General features: G+C 41.8%; 14 protein-coding genes and 1 pseudogene. 5 read left to right on the top strand and 10 right to left on the bottom strand.

What is annotated here, in order from left to right:
• Positions 1 to 63 precede the first annotated feature (63 nt).
• From JWG45_RS13065 to JWG45_RS13075, 3 genes are all read right to left on the bottom strand, one after another.
• On the bottom strand, positions 64 to 1,860 hold the full coding sequence (locus JWG45_RS13065) for a transglutaminase-like domain-containing protein (protein WP_205280130.1): 1,797 nt from the start codon (positions 1,858 to 1,860) through the stop codon (positions 64 to 66).
• 571 nt (positions 1,861 to 2,431) lie between these two features.
• Complete coding sequence (locus JWG45_RS13070; protein ID WP_205280131.1) at positions 2,432 to 3,382, bottom strand: P-loop NTPase family protein; 951 nt, start codon at positions 3,380 to 3,382, stop codon at positions 2,432 to 2,434.
• Positions 3,383 to 3,404: 22 nt separating this feature from the next.
• Entirely contained in the window at positions 3,405 to 5,417 is a 2,013-nt protein-coding gene (locus JWG45_RS13075; RefSeq protein ID WP_205280132.1) for a protein meaA, read from the bottom strand.
• Positions 5,418 to 5,527: 110 nt separating this feature from the next.
• Here JWG45_RS13075 and JWG45_RS13080 point away from each other — a divergent pair, with 110 nt between their 5' ends.
• Together JWG45_RS13080 and JWG45_RS13085 are read left to right on the top strand one after the other, a co-directional pair.
• Positions 5,528 to 6,868 (top strand): hypothetical protein, encoded by a 1,341-nt coding sequence (locus JWG45_RS13080; protein WP_205280133.1) that lies wholly within the window; start codon positions 5,528 to 5,530, stop codon positions 6,866 to 6,868.
• Between the two features lie 62 nt (positions 6,869 to 6,930).
• Positions 6,931 to 7,662: a class I SAM-dependent methyltransferase gene (locus JWG45_RS13085; protein ID WP_205280223.1), complete on the top strand. Its 732-nt coding sequence runs from the start codon at positions 6,931 to 6,933 to the stop codon at positions 7,660 to 7,662.
• Positions 7,663 to 9,326: 1,664 nt separating this feature from the next.
• On the opposite strand, the pseudogene JWG45_RS22620 reads toward JWG45_RS13085, so the two are convergent.
• The 4 genes and pseudogenes from JWG45_RS22620 to JWG45_RS13120 all read right to left on the bottom strand — a co-directional run bounded on the left by JWG45_RS22620 (position 9,327) and on the right by JWG45_RS13120 (position 13,517).
• Positions 9,327 to 10,494: pseudogene (locus JWG45_RS22620) on the bottom strand (IS256 family transposase).
• Positions 10,495 to 10,801: 307 nt separating this feature from the next.
• Positions 10,802 to 11,455: a leucine-rich repeat domain-containing protein gene (locus JWG45_RS13110; RefSeq protein ID WP_205280137.1), complete on the bottom strand. Its 654-nt coding sequence runs from the start codon at positions 11,453 to 11,455 to the stop codon at positions 10,802 to 10,804.
• A 332-nt stretch (positions 11,456 to 11,787) separates the two neighbouring features.
• Positions 11,788 to 11,964: a hypothetical protein gene (locus JWG45_RS13115; RefSeq protein ID WP_205280138.1), complete on the bottom strand. Its 177-nt coding sequence runs from the start codon at positions 11,962 to 11,964 to the stop codon at positions 11,788 to 11,790.
• A gap of 680 nt (positions 11,965 to 12,644) precedes the next feature.
• Positions 12,645 to 13,517, bottom strand: a complete 873-nt coding sequence (locus JWG45_RS13120) for a tyrosine-type recombinase/integrase (RefSeq protein ID WP_205280225.1) — start codon at positions 13,515 to 13,517, stop codon at positions 12,645 to 12,647.
• A gap of 487 nt (positions 13,518 to 14,004) precedes the next feature.
• Here JWG45_RS13120 and JWG45_RS22440 point away from each other — a divergent pair, with 487 nt between their 5' ends.
• Positions 14,005 to 14,130, top strand: coding sequence for a hypothetical protein (locus JWG45_RS22440; RefSeq protein WP_269750288.1), 126 nt, complete (start codon positions 14,005 to 14,007; stop codon positions 14,128 to 14,130).
• 85 nt (positions 14,131 to 14,215) lie between these two features.
• Here JWG45_RS22440 and JWG45_RS13125 read toward each other — a convergent pair whose 3' ends face one another.
• Together JWG45_RS13125 and JWG45_RS13130 are read right to left on the bottom strand one after the other, a co-directional pair.
• Positions 14,216 to 14,725: an SRPBCC domain-containing protein gene (locus JWG45_RS13125; RefSeq protein WP_205280139.1), complete on the bottom strand. Its 510-nt coding sequence runs from the start codon at positions 14,723 to 14,725 to the stop codon at positions 14,216 to 14,218.
• Positions 14,726 to 14,727: 2 nt separating this feature from the next.
• Positions 14,728 to 15,066, bottom strand: a complete 339-nt coding sequence (locus JWG45_RS13130) for an ArsR/SmtB family transcription factor (protein WP_205280226.1) — start codon at positions 15,064 to 15,066, stop codon at positions 14,728 to 14,730.
• 538 nt (positions 15,067 to 15,604) lie between these two features.
• Between JWG45_RS13130 and JWG45_RS13135 the strand changes: the two genes are divergently transcribed.
• A complete protein-coding gene (locus JWG45_RS13135) occupies positions 15,605 to 15,853 on the top strand; it encodes a hypothetical protein (protein WP_205280227.1) in 249 nt (82 codons plus the stop codon).
• A 120-nt stretch (positions 15,854 to 15,973) separates the two neighbouring features.
• Entirely contained in the window at positions 15,974 to 16,711 is a 738-nt protein-coding gene (locus JWG45_RS22225) for a hypothetical protein (RefSeq protein ID WP_232380672.1), read from the top strand.
• A 128-nt stretch (positions 16,712 to 16,839) separates the two neighbouring features.
• On the opposite strand, the gene JWG45_RS13145 is transcribed toward JWG45_RS22225, so the two are convergent.
• The gene (locus tag JWG45_RS13145; RefSeq protein WP_205280140.1) at positions 16,840 to 18,423 is read right to left on the bottom strand and encodes a phytoene desaturase family protein; all 1,584 of its coding nucleotides are present in this window, start codon (positions 18,421 to 18,423) and stop codon (positions 16,840 to 16,842) included.
• Between the last annotated feature and the right edge of the window lie 84 nt (positions 18,424 to 18,507).

Raw genomic sequence — 18,507 nt, forward strand, 5'->3', positions numbered from 1 at the left:
CCCAAAACCAACCGAAAGGTCTCGAATCCTCGCCGAGACTTTCGGCACCGCACGGACAGACCTTCATTCAACGCTCCTCTCCTCTCCATTCATCAAAATACGATTCCGAATCGGCTTGACTTTCGGGAAAGAATCCATCCAAGAAGAATCGTTCTCCAAAAGATTTCTCGAAGAAATCGAATCATCCGAAGACAACTCGATTTCCAAGGACCTAGAAGCGCCACCCGAAGGTTTTGTAAAATTCAAAAGGACGTCACCACCTTTGATAATCGAATGAGAGGGAGAATTCAAAACTGCGAATATAATGTGTTTTGCATACGTCAGACCCGCTCTTGATCTCGGAGACGAAAGGGGTTCCATCGGAATCCAGCCGAAGGACGGATGCCAGACTTCGGCGATCTTATGATTTAGCTCCACCTTCGGAGAGACCGGAAGCCAGTTCCAAGCGAGCCTCGCAGGAATCCCAGCGCTTCTCAAGAGGGCGATCTGAGCGTAACTGTGTTCGGTGCAAGAACCGTGACCGTTTTGAAGAACTTTGGGCGCCGCGTCGAAACGACCGTCTTGTTTGTAGACGAGATTCTTCGTGATATGTTTATAGACCGCTTGGATATAATCTTCGACGCTCGAAGATTCCGCTTTGAGTTGATCTCGTATGGAAGTGATCCCCGGATCGTAGATCAAATATACCGATTTATCTTCTAAGAATTGATTCCACTTCCGATCGACCTTCCAATCCTCCCAAGAAGTTTTGAAATTGGAGAGTCCGGAGTCCAGATTGAATCTTTCGATCTTCGCGGAATAGATGATTTCCGTCCAAGACTGACCGGCGGATAAGGCGGGAATTTTGACGAACAAGGTCCGATTCCCTTGCGCGTCTTCCTGAAAAGAGCCGAACTTTGAAACGGATTCTTCGCTTAGAATCTGCGATGCTGTTTCTTTAGGAGGAATCGCAACCGCGATTTCGGATTCCGGAGAATCCTTCTCCTTCGCACTCACCGTGAGAGAAAAAGAAATTTTCTCCTTCTTCGGAGCAAAACGGTAACTCAGATTCCCTTTCAGAATCTGGTTTCCAGTGACGACGGGATAAAACTGGTTCCCGATTTTAATTATATTTTTATAATATCCCTTATCCGGATCCAACAGCGCGAAATCCTTTCCTCGACAGGTCAACTTAGGAGCCAGTTTTCCGTCGATCTTCACCGAAAAACGATCTTTTATGGAGTTTAGAATCGGGTTGTAAGAATGGAGATTGAAATCTCCATCGTTGTTCCAGAGAAAAATTTCCTTATCGGAGCAGGCATAGGCCTGAGCGATTTTCGAAACGGGCGCTTCTTTGCTTTCGATTTCATTCCCGTTTTCTTTATCATAAAAAGTGAATGTGTTTCCTTGGATTCCGAAGAGTTTCCCCTGAAAAAAACCGATGGAAGTCCAACCGGAGTTCGTCGCGGGGAATGGAAACCTTCTTTTGGTTTCGAAAGAATCGATATCAATTACCGCAATTTCCTTTTTCAATCTCGCAAAGACTTGATTCTTCTCCTTGTCCCAGGACAAACCGCGAACCGGTTCTCCGAAATCGATGCGCTTCGAATCTCCGTTTTTAAAATTCCGCAGAATCAAACCGTGACTTTCTTTTCCATTTTCGCCCGGAAGAATCGCGGGCCAGAGGATCCAGTTTCCCGCGATCAAGGCGCCTTGAAAACTCCGGACTTTCTCGCCGCCCTGTGGGGGAGCGACTTGGGCGTAACCCGAATTCTCAACGGTTTCCCAGTCGAACGCCGGATAGGCGGACTGAGAAAAAATCGGAAACGAAAGAAGTGGAAAAGAGAGGATCAATATCGAAAAAGAAGATTGGAACGACATGAGAGAATCCGACTCGGACAAGTCCCGGATTCTAACCTTTCCAAATTCTAAAAAAGAGAATCTCTTAAAAAATCGAACTGCCGTAACCCAAAACGATTTCCTGCAAAATTGAATCGAACAAGGAGCTTCTCCCAAAACCGAAAAAAAATTGTAAGAGATCCTACCGGATTTTCCTATCTACGCCCTCTTTTGCGAATTCGGAAATTCCTACCTCGATCCAAAAACGGAGGAGTTCCCACACTTCCGAAATTTCGAAACGTTTGAGTCGATCCGAATTCTAAAATAAAAGAGCCTGTTCCAAAATTTAGGATGTGGGAACTCTAACATCAAAAGAAACAATCAAAGTGTACTAAACGTCGGTTTTGACTCCATTTTGTAGGACCTCATACGTTTTATTAGAATTTTCTTAAGCCGGATCTCTTCTGGATTTCGAGGTTTTGGGACAGGCTCAAAATTGAATGCAGACGAGCCCGTTCAAACGGATCTTCGATCGTTGCCTTTCACATCCGAAACATCGAATCCGAAATTTTTTCGGGGAACTTTGATTGTAAAAAAGAACGAAGAATCGGACTCAAACTTTCAGATGTCTTTTGATTTCATCCAAGGCCAGAGATTCTAAGGTTTCAAAATTTGTGGAGCCGGAGTAGGGAAGATGTTCGATCAACTTTAGGCCGAAGTTTCCATAGTCGTTCTTGATCCATTTTTTGAGTTGAAGAAGGGTTTCTTTCGAACGGTCTCCGGAGGGAACTGCTTTTCGAATAAATTCCAGAAGTTCTACGATCCCGACCTTTGTTTTTGTGGAAGTTTTGAAAACGGGAGGAAGATTTTTTCCCGGCATCATGTCTTTTAAGAATTCCAGGGTCGTGATCAACATATGATAGCTAGAATTTGCAAGTTGTTCTTCGTCGCATTTGTTCAAAATAAAAGAATCCGGAACTTCCATGATTCCACTCTTCATAAACTGAACTTGGTCCCCGCCTAATGGTTGCAAGACGAGAAAGGAAAGATCCGTGAGTTTGGAGACTTCGATTTCGTTTTGCCCGATCCCGACGGTTTCGATAAAGACGTAACGAAAAAAACAACGCAAAAGGCGTATGACGTGATACGTGTAAGGATTGACTCCTCCGAGTTCGAGTTGGCTCGGTTGGGAACGAAAGTAGATTCTTTTTTCTCTCGCCGGAAGAGAAAGCCTGGTTCTATCTCCGAGAAGAGAACCTCCGGAGATATGACTCGAAGGATCGATCGCAACGATCGCCATCGTCTCTTCGTTTTTGCCTTTTAAGAATTGAGTCGCAAGTTCTCCGAGCAAGGAAGATTTTCCCGCGCCCGGGGTTCCTGTAAAACCGACGGTCAAAGAATTTTTTCCTGTCAAACCTCGATTGTAGAGTTCTTCAAAAAGATTTTTTCTGAATTCGAAGGAATCCGGCCTTTCCACACCCGAGATCAGTTTCGCGAGAGGAAATTTTTCTCCCTCCCGCGCACCCTCGATGAGTTCCGCGAGTTCTGTCCTAGATGGATTCACAGACATTTCCGAAGAGGACGCGTTATGCGGCTTTTACGGTTTTGGAAATGATATCGATGATTTTTTCCATCACGTCCATCAAATCGTAATCCTTCGGAGTAAAGATCGCCTTAACACCGAGTTTTAAAAGAGCGTCGAAATCTCCCGGAGGAATGATCCCGCCGAAAACGACGGGAATGTTCGCTTTGTAGTGTTTTAATTCCTGGAAGATCTGTTCCGCGAGTTCTTGGTGAGAACCCGAAAGGATCGAAACTCCGATCACGTCCGCGTTTTCTTCCACGGCGGTCTGAACGATTTCCTCCGGTGTTAAACGAATTCCGGAATAGATCACGTCAAAGCCCGCGTGTTTTGCGGAAACCGCTATCATCTCGGCTCCGTTGGAATGTCCGTCTAACCCCGGTTTGCCGACTACGATCTTCGGTCTCGAACCGTTTGCTTTTAAGAAGGCTTCGACTTTCCCTCTGACTCTCGTTACCTTTTCGGTTTCGAGATTGAGTTTTTGTCCTTCGACTCCGGTAGAAGGTCTGTATTCTCCGAAAACGGATCGTAAGACGTCGGCCCATTCTCCCGTGGAAACTCCGGCCTTGGCGCATTCAATCGAAGCGGTCATCAGATTCTTATTCGCTTTTGCGTCGGCTTCGAGATTGGCAAGCGCGGCCTTTACTTGGTTCGCGTCTCGTTTTTCTTTTGTCTTCGCCAAAACTTTGAGAGTTTCTTCCGCGGACTTAGGATCCACTTTGAAAACCCCTCCGTCTTGGTCGGTCATCAGAGGAGATGGAATTCCTTCGGTCCACTTGTTCTTTCCGACAATGATGAGTTCGTTGTTGTTGATCTTTGCGAGACGTTCCGCTTGCGATTTGACGAGTTGCGATTTCATATAACCGTTCTCGATCGCCTTGATCGCTCCGCCCATATCCAGAATTTTCTGAATTTCTTTGTAGGCTTCTTCTTTGAGATCCTTTACTTTACTCTCTACTACTTTAGAACCTTCGAATAGATCTGGATACTCTAGTAAGTCCGTTTCATACGCGAGAACTTGTTGAAGTCTTAAGGACCACTGTTGATCCCAAGGTCTTGGAAGAGAAAGGGCTTCGTTCCAAGCGGGGAGTTGGAGCGCTCTACAACGAGCGTCCCGGCTCATAGTGACGCCTAACGCTTCGATGAGAATTCTCCAGGCGTTGTTCTCCGGTTGTTCTTCGGTGAGACCGAGAGAGTTTACCTGAACCCCGTAACGGAAGCGACGATACTTTTCCTGTTTTACTTGATAACGATCTCTTGTGATCTCGTCCCACATGTCGGTGAAGGCGCGCATCTTGCACATCTCTTCCACGAAACGAATTCCCGCGTTTACGAAGAATGAAATTCTTCCCACACACTGCTCGAATTCGTCCGGAGTAAAACAGTTTCTTTCTTTGATTGCGTCTAGAATTGCGATCGCGGTCGCGAGGGCGAAAGCGAGTTCCTGCACCGGAGTTGCGCCGGCTTCCTGCAAGTGATACGAACAGATGTTAGATGGATTCCATTTCGGAATGTTTTTCAAACTGTATTCATACATGTCCACGATCACGCGGATGGATTGCGCGGGTGGGAAGATGTAAGTTCCTCTTGCGAGGTATTCTTTGATGATGTCGTTTTGTGTGGTTCCTTGGAGGAGTCCGATGTCCACGCCTCTTTCTTGGGCGAGGGCGACGTAAAGAGACAGAAGATACATCGAAGTCCCGTTGATCGTCATCGATGTGTTCATTTCCTCGAGAGGAATCTGGTCGAAGAGAATTCTAAAATCCTCAAGGGTGTTGATCGGAACTCCGACTTTTCCGATTTCCGGTCTTGCGATCGGATGATCGGAACTGTAACCGCATTGGGTCGCGAGGTCGAAGGCGATGGAGAGTCCGGTTTGACCTTTGGAGAGGTTTTTTCGGAAGAGTTCGTTCGATTCTCTTGCGTTCGTGTGTCCCGCGTAGGTTCGGAAGATCCAGGCCGCTTCTTTGGATGGCTTTCCGGCTTTGTCGTAAAGGATATGATCTTTATTTTCCATGAATTCTGTCCCGATTCGAGGTTCTCATTGTTACTTCAAAATGTGTTGGTAGAATTTCACCTCAATTTTTATCCTTGCTCTGATTTCCGCAAAAACCCTACGGACCCGCAATGGATTTAGAAAGAAGCAACAAAGCCAACCCAATCTACCTTTTTCTCTCGGCGATCGGCCTTTCAGTCGTGCTTTCCGTCCTTTACAACTGGTTTGGAGAACCTCTGAATCCGGAAGCTCTGAGTGTTCTTGCCAATCTTCGTTCTCTTACGGAAGAGGGAAAATTTTTCTCCGATCAAGCTCCGCTTTCCTTTTTCATTCTGGATTTTTGGAAATCGATCACAGGACTCAACTATACGACGGCCTTCTATTCTCTCTCTGCATTTATTTTTTCGTTCTGTATCCACGTGATCGGTTTGATTCTTCAGAGAGAAAAGTGGAAGCCGAATCACTATTTGATCTGTTATCTTTCCGCGCTGACCCCGCTTACATTTTCTATGCCCTTGCATTTTTACTCGGAGTTGTTCAGTCTTTCGTTTTTGTTGATCCTCTTTCTTGCGTTTCGAATGGAGACCTTGGGCGACATATTCTTGCTCGTGGTTTGTATTCTAGGAAGTTTCTTTTCCCACTTCTCGGTCTTTCTTTTCGGAATGACGGTCTTTGTGATCAAAGCCGGAACCGTAGGAATCAAAGAGAGAAAAAAACATCAGTCCGTTTTCTTTAAGAGAAGGAATATTCCGCAACTCGTCCTTCTCGTTTACTTAGGAGCCCTTCTTGCTCTTCTTACAATTCTGGTAAACGTCGATTTCTACGGAGAACACTCGTTCGAGAGTTTTTATAAACTCGGCTGGAATTATCTGATCAATATCGGTCCTTTGTTCCTCATTCTCTACATAGGAAGTTTTCTTTTGAAGTCGGAAAAGGAGCTGAGCACGATCGCCGCGAGCGCGGTGTTGTTTGTGGCTCTTCTTGTTTCGGCATATTTTTCGGTGAAACCTACGACCGGAATCAACGCGACGAAGCTGGGCGCGTTTACAAAAGATCTTTTAAACTTAAAGAGTAGGGAAGTGATCCAAGCGGAGGAGAAGATCTTTGCAAGCCCCGCTGTTTCGTCTTACGTGTATTTTCATACCAAACAAAGACTTGTTTCTATCAAACCGAAGGAATGGAAGAATCGGGACTATCTCTTTTTAGAAGAGGTCTGGCTTGCGGATAAGAGAGATCTTTTAAAACGTTATAAGTTTAAGAATCCACAATACGTTTTTTTATCCGGAGAACAAATTCTTATCACCGGGTTTCTCACAAAGGTAATCAGCGGTGAGAAAGAAAATACGCAGATCAAGATCCAGGTCGAAAAAGCAAATTCTCAATTGCTTTCTAAGAATGGAGAAAAAGGACTCAATCGTTTTCTGACGGGAATCTTCACGTCTTCCGCGCTGAGTCCGGAAGAGAACCCTTGAAATCCATCTGGAACCAAAAGAAAAATTCAAAAGATAAGAATCCGACTTCCAAGAGTCAAAAGATCGCCGTCTCCTTATCGGAATATAAAGAAAAACTAAAGTTCGGCTTAAAAGGCAAAAAAGAAGAATCTTCCGAGGACGAAGGTTTGACAAAAGGAGCCAACGGACTTCCTTTTGAAACTGCGTATTGGAGGGATATCTACGGTTCCGGGACGGACGTGGACGCGACATTCAACGCAAAAGAACACGCACGTTATGCGAAATCGATCCTCAATTTGATGGAGATCAACGTAAACTCGATCGCTGACTTTGGATTTGGAAAAGGGATTCTTTTGAAAGAGATGGTAAAGATCTTCAAACCCGGAAGGGTTCTCGCGATCGATCCTTCGGAGCAGATGCTCGACGAACTGATCGCGCAAAAATGGATCCGCGCCTGGAATATTTCCGTCTTAAACACAACCGTTCAAGAATTGGATTTGTCTTACTTTGTTCATCTTCCTTTTGATCTTGGAATTTGTAATTCTGTGGTTCAATACATTGAAGGGGACCTCAGGCCGGTCTTCGAGAAACTTCATAGAATAGTAAAGTATCTCTACTTCTCCGTTCCCACAAAAGACGACTATATAAGAATGAAAAAAGAGATCTACTTTGAAGATCCCTACGCATTCGTGAGAACTAAAAAGCAATACATGAAGATGATTGAACCCTACTTCCGAAGAGTTGGTTTTAATCTTTTGGAAAGTCGCCTTGTTGCAGATTCCCGGTTCACCGATCAATTGTTTAAGGACGAATAATCCTTTATATCCCTTCCCTCCAATCCTCACCGTATCGGAGTCAAAGGATTTCACCACTTTCGTCCTTAAAAAGTTGATCCGTAAATCTTCGAATCCCAACAGATTCGCATTCTTTAAAAAACTAAACTCATCCAAATGCAACTGACTGAACTCTGGTCGTATGTAACCGTACGCAGAGAAAGCACTTTTGACTAAACGATGATTTCCTTCAGCGACTTGATTGTGGACTCCGTCTTTACACCAACGATTCTTTGCTAACTTGTATCTACTGTCTTTAGATTTTGCGCTGTGATTTACGGAACGATGGTTCTTGTAGACTCCAAAGAGCCATGGATAGCTTTCATCTGTAAAAAGTGGGGTAGAGTATGGAAGTTGTTCTACGAGTAGAGGTCCGATCGTATCAGCTTTTGTGTTTGAGACAGAAGTAAAGAAAGCTGGACCATTCTTAATAGCGATCGAATGAAATAATGTTCCAACTTGTTTACCACCTAATTTGTCTGATAAAAAAATCGAAGCAGTTAAACCAGTTTTTCTGTAACGCGCTCTTCCTTTATTCGCTCTTTGACTGGCGCTGTAGAGAACCGCTGAATCAGCACATACATAGGACTTTAGAGCCATTTTACGAGTAAGAGAGGCATCTGAGTTCGGATCTAATCTAAAGTCTCTAAACTGTTCTTCTAAGGTTTGGAAGGTGAGTTCTTTGTATGCCGGTAATAGATCGGAACAGAGTAGTTGTAACCTTCTTTTTAAAAGCGATGCTGCTTTGTAACTAATCTTTAGCTTTCTGGATATCTCTGATGACGTAAGGACTTTAGGATACTGCATCAATGATTCATGGAAGACGAATCCGAACATATAGAGAGGAAGTTTAAAGTGATTTAAGGGAGTGTAGCTGAGTCTGGAGCATTGGTATCTACAGAATTCACAGCGAAGTACATCAGGTCTTGTAGAGATTTCTTTTGTGAGCGCGGGTTGGTTCTCACAGTCAGGGCATTGTTTTGGATAGAATTCGGTGATGATTTTCTTTGTAATGTTTGTATAGAAGGTGATGTTGAAAAGGTGAATTCTCTTTTGAGGTAGAGTAGTGGGATTGAGATTCTTTAGGAGATTTCTCTGTCTGTCTACTCCGTTGTAAGGAGTTGAGGTTCTTAGAGATAGTGAGCGGTTTTTGGAAGGTCTTTAAGAAGGTGTTTGTGTTATCCAGTGAGGATTAGTGCGAAGAGATATGCCTAATTCGACCAACTCATTGTAATCCCTGTAGAATTCACAGGGACTGCAGAAATTCCAGTATTTTGGGTTTTTGTAGTGCAGTGGATATAGTCATGAATGGTCCTAAATTCGATTTCCTATATACATATATTTAGCAAAATGTCAATCAAGAATTAGTTTGAAGAAGTGGTTAAGGTAGTCTTTCAGCAGTGAAAAGGTTAATGATCTAAAGTAGTTTCAGGAAATAAAACCCTAAAATCTCTCAAGGATTTGAGAGACTCAAAGAAATAGCGATATACAACTCAATCTGAATATTCGCATTTCATTTTAGTCTAAAATGAAATATCTTTCCGCCAACAAATTCGTTGGCCCAATTTTTAGATCGAACAAAATTTAGGATAATGTCCTTAAATTTTCGCATAAATGAAAACTTGAGAGAAGGTCTCCACATACGATCAAGCCATGAGCTTTAAAGTTTTTAACTCTTTCAATCTCTCCATGTCAACATACTTATTTAGTTCCCCAATTAGTTGATGCGACCTGCCTGAGACGAGCAGTAGCTAACATGAGAGCAGGCTTCCTATCAGGAAAGGCTACTACGACTTTTGTTCTGCTCTTGATCTCTTTGATGATTCTTTCTACAGGATTGTTTGTTCGAATTTTTCTCCAGTGTTCCGAAGGAAACTCCATATAAGAGAGAGTTTCCTCGATTCCATCGGAGATGACTTTAGCCTCTTCCTTCAATTTCATTTCGATTAATAGCTCAACAACAAAGTTAGACTTCTTCAATGCCTCTTCTTTGTCTTCTTGAGAATGAAACGCTTTCAACATTTGAGAAATCGCTTTGAAGGAACTACTTGGCGCCTTTCCCAGACATTTCTGTAGAAATAATGGACAATACATCTTTGCCATTGAATTCAGGAAATAAATAGGAAATCGATTCTACTAATCAAAGACATTTGTATGAGATGATTAAGTTCACTCTTCTGAGGCCTCGATCCATTAGATGTTATAGGAAAGCTTGCCAACTCTCCTTGTCTTCTCTGGCTCCTTCCATGGAACCAAGGACTTCTCTGTAACCCTCTGAATTAACCCCGACGGCTACAAGAATCGCTACGTCGCGAACTTCTCCACCCTAGGACTTTTTCAAGTAAATTCCATCCTAGTAAACGTAAGGATATTGATTTGTAAGGGGTCCGGATTCTCCATTCATCAATTTGAACAAAAACTTTTTGATTGAGCTTGATGATCGTTGAAGGTGAGACCTTAGTTCCCCAGAAACTCTCTGTGATGTCCTCGACTCTTCGAACCGAAACTCTATCGAGATACATCTCCATGAGAGCTTCTTCAACCTAACTCTCCCGGCGTTTGTATCTTTCGATGATTGCCGATTCAAACGGAATTGTTCTCAGTTTCGGAACCTTTAACTTTACTTTTCCCGCTTTTGTTTCAAAGTTTCTATTATATGAATCGGTTCTTGTATCTACTCGACCCGGATTTCCCTCATACCTCGAGGACTTGCAGAGTTTATCTGCTTCCTCATCTAAGAGATCGTTCAGGGTTTCTTCCGCTGAACCTCTTACGAGTTCGCTCAATTCTTCCCCCGAGCTGGGTCTCATCCATTTGGATTACCTTCAGGTGTGATTTTTCTTTTTCTGCCCACATCGGGGGTTCTCCTTTTTTTGAATTTGCTTGTTACAAACTCAATCGGCAAGAAAAGCCTTTTCTTTAAATTGTAAATGTGCGAAATATTTAGGACGTTATCACCCATTTCCATTCTCATGAATTGGAATTCAATCAAACATCAATTCTGAATGTATCAACGGTACGATTCTTCGCTTTTCGACAAGGGATAAAATTACTATTACAGATATACATTAATCAAGTAATGAATCATCAATTTATCAGATTAATTGAATTAATAGGAATTTTATTTTTCAATCGTTATATCCTGTTTGCGAAATAATTCCCGGATATACTTTTCGGGTGTAGTTAAAGTGGGATTATGCCATAAGTTTAAATTTCGTAGTTTTTTCAATTGTCCGATTTCAGCGGGAATAGAAATTAATTTGTTACTAGATAAATTCAAGGTTAATAAATTATCTAACTGTCCAATTTCCTTTGGGATGGTTGTGAGTTGATTTGAATCTAAATCTAATAAACTTAAATTTTTTAGTTGTCCTATTCCTTCGGGGATTGTTGAAAGTTTATTGTTTTTCATTATTAAAACTACTAAATTGTTTAATTCCCAAAATTCTTTTGGAAAACTTGAGATTTGATTTCTAGTTAAGTCCAACATTTTAAGATTTTCTAATTTCCCGATCTCTTCAGGTAAAGTAGTAAGTTCATTATCTTTCAGATACAATCTTTCTAAATTTACTAATTGTTCAATTTCTTTAGGGAGTGCCTTAAGTTGTTTTCTGCTTAAATCTAATATTCGCACTTCCTTAGGCGTTTTGAATGCTGACGATAGGCTTTGATGTATAACTACCTCTTTAGGTTGTGAATGTAGTTTTGAAATAGAACAAAAAACGATTAAAATAAGAATTCTTAAATAATGATGAGTAAAAAAATCAACTTTCATACGAATCACTTTATTCTTTAGATATCTCAGATTTGAAAAGTTTATTTTTTTTATGAATTCCTTTTTTCAATTCAAGTTTTCACGCTTTTAATTTGGGGTTAAAATTGTTAGAAGCAATCTCAAAGACACTCATCAGAATACATTCGAGTATTATGATACCATAAAAGTTCTGATCATTGCACTCGTAGCGAATGTTTCCTCTTCTAAAGTTTTGAAGCCAGGTAAATGTTTTCTCCCTTCCCATCGGGATGATATTTACTGAGTTTGCGAATATCTTGGGTCCTCTTTTTTTGCAATTAGATTCACTTGAAATTTTTCTTAAGCTCTTTATACTATGTATCAGAGTCATAGGGCATATCGCCGAATAAGTCATTGATTTTACCTTCTCCTTTCTTTCTAAGGTTCGCTTCTTGGATGAGCTTGCTTTTCAGCCCGGTGGGTATGGGAATACCATTTTTGTCGAGGATAACAATTACTAGTGTATCTTTTCCGCGTTTCGCTTTGCCCATTCGAAGGCTTCTTTTTTCCGAAAACGAAACCTCATCCAGGAGGCAGGTGCTTAAATCTATTTAGCTTTTTTTCCTATATCTCGAAACAATACTATCAAAAGTTTATTAGGAGTTCCATACCTTTACCATCCTTGAAATCTTCGATGGCAAGTTTGATACGCTGAAGAACGATCTGGTAATACCACTGCGGTGCGAAGCTTCCATAAAATTTCATCTTATATTGATCTCGAATCGACTCATCGGCGGCCCTTTCATTGACTCGTTTTCCTGGCTCAGTTATTAAATCCGAAAGCAAATTCCATTGATTGTTTGTTCAGTCTCCAATTAGGCTCATAATTGCTCTAATATAATCTGAGAGTAAATGTACAGGAAAAAATAAGACTTACTAGATGAATGGCGGCTTTTGCGATTGGTTCTAAACTCATCTAAGCACAACTGACTGAACTCAGGACGTATGTAACCGTAAGCAGAGAAAGCACTTTTGACTAAACGATGATTTCCTTCAGCGACTTGGTTGTGGATTCCGTCTTCACACCAACGATTCTTCGCAAAGCTTAGATCTCAACTATGAGCGGGGAAGAGATCGCTCGTTATCAAAAGTTTGCGCAATGGATGATCTATTGAAAAGGATATTTTGCGCTTTAAGTTATTTTATGTCGCTTGCGGGAATCGTTTTGCCGTTATACCATTTGCAATTCCAAGCCGTGCTGCGCGTGAGTTTCGAAAATGCTCATTTTTGCAGAATTGATCTTTCCCAGAGGACTCGGTATTTGTAATAAATATTGAGGACTTACATGGAGATAAATAAGCGTACTGTTTAACGCGGTGTGACCTAACAACTTCTGAATATAAAATATGTTATATCCGTCTTCTAAAAGATGAGTTGCGAATGAATGTCTTAAGCTGTGCACACTTGCTTTTTTGAGAATCCCGGAGACTTTGCAAATTTCTTTAAAACGAATCTGGATCCATCGTATGTTCAAACGGTAATCTCTACCCTTAGTCAAAGAGAAAAAAAGACAAGAAGTAGGGCGATAGCTCTGAATGTACTGATTTAATAAGAATGCGGCTTGATCGGACAGTAAAGCATATCTTTGTTTGTTTCCTTTTCCCTCTACAATAAGAATGGATTTCCGTTCAAAGTCTATGTGACCGATATTTAGCCTTTCTAATTCTCCAATCCTAATGCCTGATGAGTATAGAAGGGTGAAGATTGTTTTTTCTTTCAAGCTGCTACAATGTTTTAAAAAGTCGGCTACCTCGGTCTTATTCAGGACTGTGGCGACTTTCGGTTTCTTCTTCGGAGTAGGGATTTCTTCCATGACCGATTTCATTTTAACGAACGTAAAAAAAAGTAATAACGCGCTGTAATAGACAAGAACTGTAGAATCACATAAATCACTCTTTCGCAAATGAAGAAAAAAGTCGTAAATGTGACTAGGCTTCATAGCTAAAGGAGAAATTTTATGGAACTCTGCCAACTTACTCACACAATCTGTATAAGACTTAATTGTCTTCTTTGAATAACCATGAACGATCATATCCGAAATCATTTTTTCTTTTAATATTCCCATAATTTCAATAGAGATATTGTAAAATTTAGTACAACCGAAATTTAGCTAAAATTGATTCGGACTTATAGCCTGAGCAACCAGATCCGTTATCATTTATACAATTCCGAATTTGTCTTTTCAGTTTGTAAGTAGAAACGGTGATTTTGATTTTTTTAAAAGCAGAATAGACGCTTACTTTTTTTCTAAACGACGGTTGAAATTGTCGCGAAAGACCAATCTCTTACGATCATTTCTCGAATGGAACTTCCATCCCTCTCGCTCGGTTATCAATCGAGAAGTTCTGACTCCGGATTTTTAGGCAAAGGCTGGATTCTTCATTGAACGAGCAAAGGGAGTGCAATTTCGGCACGTTAGTCTCTCTTTGTTCTTTCAGAGCGGCTTGTATGGCCGCTTTTTTCGGTTAGGTGGGAGAAGTCTGTAGCTTCAGCGTGGAAAGTCTCGGAGACGTTTGCCAAAACGGAGTTGATTGAAAATTCGCTTACGACTTGCGCTTGATGTTTCGGGAGACGGGGTTTCCAAATTTATCCGAGTTCTGGGAGATCGAAACGGACAATACTTTTCCAAGTTGGATCTGTTCGCTCAGGCCGCTTGAACTTTATGTCAAACGTTTTCAGGCGTGAAAACGTTTGCGAACGCAAAGTCGAAGTTTCATTTGGTGTTGGTGATGCAGCAGATTTTTATCCGATCTCGAGCAATAATTTATCGAGTTCCAAACAGAGCGGAATCCAGCCGTCAGCCGCGCCAGCCTCGAGTTTGCGTATTTCGGCCGAAGCATATTTGAATACGTGAGTTAAGAGTGTTCCTTCACCTTGCGTCGTGAATGTGCGCGATTCGACGGTCGCATCCGGATTTTCCGGACCATCAGGATTAAACGTAGACATGTCTGTCGCATAATTCTCGTTATTCGAGAACTTTTCGGGAACTATCACCTCTAGGAATTTTCCATAAACTCCCATTTTGGTTCCTTTTGAGTCAGCAAAGACATACAGGTATTTGCCGCCTACCTTTAGATCATTCTCGCAAATTTCGAGCTTCCAGCCTTCTGGACCGGTCAGCCATCTAAGAATCAGTTCCGGCTTTGTAAAACAATCGAATACCAGTTTCCGAGGTGCCGCGAAATACCTTGTGAGCACTACTTCCGTTTCTCCTCGAAGTTCAATCTTCACTTCTTTTTGATCTGCTTTCATTCTTATCGATCTCCTATTGTTTGTATCGTTTTTAATTCTTCGAGAAGCCCATCGAGGGCTTGATAACGCTTCTCCCACATTAAGCGGTATTTCTCGATCCAATCCGTCGCTTTTTTAAGTGGGGCAGTTTCAAGTCGACGAGGGCGCGCCTGAGCGCGGACCGAGGTAGAGATCAGGCCCGCTTGTTCCAAAACTCTGAGGTGTCGCGAAATCGCCGGTTGGCTCATCTTGAAGGGTTTAGCGAGCTCAGTAACCGTCGTTTCGCCTTTTGCGAGGCGCATCAGTATCGCACGGCGGGTCGAGTCGGCGAGTGCGGCAAATGTGGTATCAAGATTTTGCATAGCTAGTTTAATATATAACTGTATAGCTATATAAGTAAAAAATGTCAAGCCTTTTTGCGGCTTCCTTGGATACGGAAGTTTTTTAGGCGATTCGATTTGTGCTTTGGTTTCGAGGGATTTTGATGGAAACGGAATTCAAACTTCGAGTCGTTTCCGATTTTTATTAAGAATTTGATTTTTAAACTTTGAGTTTTGTAACGTTGTTTTTATTCCTATTAAAAAATAGAGAAGACTGAATGGTATCTCGGTCTTTGATCGATTTCGTTTTTAAAGAATATTCGATGTTCAAGTGGATTCCCTTTTCTAAAAAACTCCGCCAATAACGACGTATTTCGCTGTGATGAAAAATATTTCATGTCTAAATATTCGCTGTTCATTCCTCTTTGCGGGTATGGATTCTGTAGATCCGATAATTTCTTGATTTTGATAGGTTCGTATACACACCTTATTTCCAAAAATAAATTTTTCTTACGAGGATATAGCCGTGGATGAAACCGTTATAACGAGTATTGTCGCTGGAATTGGCGTAGCATTGACGATGGCGCTGGTCGCGCGTCGTGGAAAAAAATTAGAGCCTCTGATTCTTAATGAACTCAAAACCTCCGGAGGCGCTTTGGCGTTACCAGAACTTGTTAAACGAATCGGTCTTAAGGATTCTTTTCTCAATCGTGGTAAAGTGATTCAAGCAATCGCGCCGATGATTTCGCGTGGTGAGGTTATCGAAATCGACGATCCGAATGCGACTGTCAAAAATAGATTAGATCTTAAACAATTTCGACTTAAATGAATTTGGGAACGATCTATTTCATAAGCAGGCTCGTTTTCGCGTTGTGATTTTCTGAATTTCGCATATTTGGGTTGAAATCGAAGCGCTTCACCCTTGCGATATGTTTAGGTAAAAAAATTTATGATGCGCCTCTTAAGAAATTGTCTGCTCTTGATTTTGATTCATACGTTTTCCACGTTTTGTTTGAGCGCTTTGCCAAAACAAATGCCGGCGGATTTTTATTTGCAATTTCATCGAGACGGAGGAATGCGTCCCGATCATACGGAATTTTATTTTTCGCGAGACCTCTCTCATATTAAGGAGAGAAGGGGACAAAAAGAGGAGATCCTTTGTTTCAAGGTCGATCCGCTTTTACTCAAGAATTTGTACACTTCCTTATTGGAAAATCGTTTCGATCGGATCGGAACCAGACACGAAACGATCTATGATCGAGGCGGAGAAAGTGTTCAAGTAGGAGCCGGTCGAGAAACGTATAACAAATCGGATTCCGGTATGACCCTGATTCAGCCGTATTGGAAATCGAATTGGAAGAATGTTCTCGAAGAAATTAAAAAAACAAAACATCTTTCCGTGGACGATTCCTTGAAAATCCGTTTATCGCTTACGTGGAAAAACTTTCAGGAACCTTTATCCTTGAATATCAGTTCGGAAAATCGAACCCTTTCGTATAACTATCACGTTCGACCTTCCCGTTTTGATGAAATAGGGTTTTATTTTTTACCCGGAAAATACAAGCTTTGGTTAGAGTTTCACGAGGACAAGGCGAAGTTCCACAAATTCCCGATCGAGTTCGAGCTGGATCGGGACTCGAAGGAGATTTCATTCCAGTGTGACCCGGAAGGTTGCGTTCGGATTTGATAAAAAATTAGTGAATTATATTATTAAAATATAATAAAAATAGAATGTTTTGAAAAGCCGTCTCTTTCGAGACGGCTTTTAATTTCGCACGTTCCTCTGCTAAAAAATATAGGGACGAGTTTTCATCTTTAGTTTCGTAATTCCTTTAGAAGCTCCGCGTTCCCGGCGATCGCAAGTGCGGACGCGAGTCCTCCCATCATCGCTCCCGCAACACCGGGGGAGGCTGCATCCGCGCCGGTAAGATACAATCCTTCGATCGGAGTTCGAACGTTAAACCAAGGACATTCTTCCTTTTTGTATCGTTCGGGAACACAGGCCAAGCCGTAGATCGCTCCGTCCGGATGCGAGGTGAAATGTTCGTTCGTGATCGGAGTCGAAAGTTCGGAATACTCGACGATTTTCGAAATTCCGGGAAAACGGGATTCCAGAGTGGATAGAATCCGTTCCGTAATTTGCTCTTTGAGTTTTTTGTATTCTTCTCCTCTTCGTTTCCAAGGTTCCGATTTCCAGGGAGCAAAATGTTCGTAATCCGTAAATGTAATCACATCCATCGTATGGCTTTTTGCTTCCGGATTTTTCAAACTCGGAAAAGAAAGATAAAGATTGGGAATCTCTCCGTCCGATCCGATCCAGTCATTTCTTTCCGAAAAGTTTTGATCGTGATCGCTCGAGGAGAAGATCCAATAATTCTCTCCCTTAAATCCGAATTTAGCGGGACTTTCGGATAAGCCGAGATAAAGACAAACACTCGTGGTCATCTTTTCTTTATTATAAAATTCTTTTAGACTTTTTCGGAACTGAATCGGATATTTTTCTGGAATCAACTTCATGTATGTAGGATAGGCTCCCGCACAAGAGACTACGATCGGCGCGAAAAAATCCCTTTCCGATCCTACCCCTCGAAGAGCTTTTGCTTTTACTCCGATTGTCTTTCCGTCACGTATTAGGATTTCTTTAACTTCTACTGAAGAAAGAACGGCTCCTCCGGATTCTTCAAGAATCGGTTCGATCGCGTCGAAAATTTTTCCAGCGCCTCCGATCGGATAATAGCCTCCGTGAAGATAATGTTGCACGAGCGTTGCGTGCATCGCAAAGGCGACCTTGGAAGGAGGTAAGCCGTAATCTCCCCATTGCGCCGCGAGAATTCCTTTTAGTTCTTGGCTGCGAAAGTTCGCGTCCAAATATTCCTTGAGAGTGAAAATTTTACTTTCTCCCAAAAGTCCGGCTACGGATTCCAAAGGAGGAGGGGCCAGGCGCATCATGATCGATTTACCGAAAAGATTCGAAGTCTTTTTGATATCTTTGAAATAACGATCGATCGCTTTCGTTTCGTCCGGAAATTTATTTCCAAGATCGGATTTGAATTTTTCAGGATCTCCGTAGATATCGAAAGATACGGATGGGAAGATTAATTTTTCGAAAGGTTCGGGCATTCGTTTCCATAGAACTTTCTTTCGGGTTATCTTATCCGAAATTTTTCGGCAGAGTCCTTCCTCCTGCATGTCTCCGACGTAATGAATTCCCACGTCCCAATGATACTTTCCCTGTTTTCTTTGAAACTCGTGGGTGAAACCTCCGGGTTGGGAGTGTTTTTCCAATATAAGAATTTTTTTACCGTACGATTGAGCCAGAAGGCTGGCGGCACAAAGGCTTCCCATCCCGGAGCCTATAAATATTATATCGAACTCGTTTCCTATTTCATTGATATTCATTGACAAAATTCTCCCGGACTGGTTTAATGTAATCAGTTATTACATTGATTATTAGACTAGAAATGCAAATGTGATAAACGTCAA

The organism is Leptospira ainlahdjerensis, from assembly GCF_016919175.1.
Lineage (GTDB): Bacteria > Spirochaetota > Leptospiria > Leptospirales > Leptospiraceae > Leptospira > Leptospira ainlahdjerensis.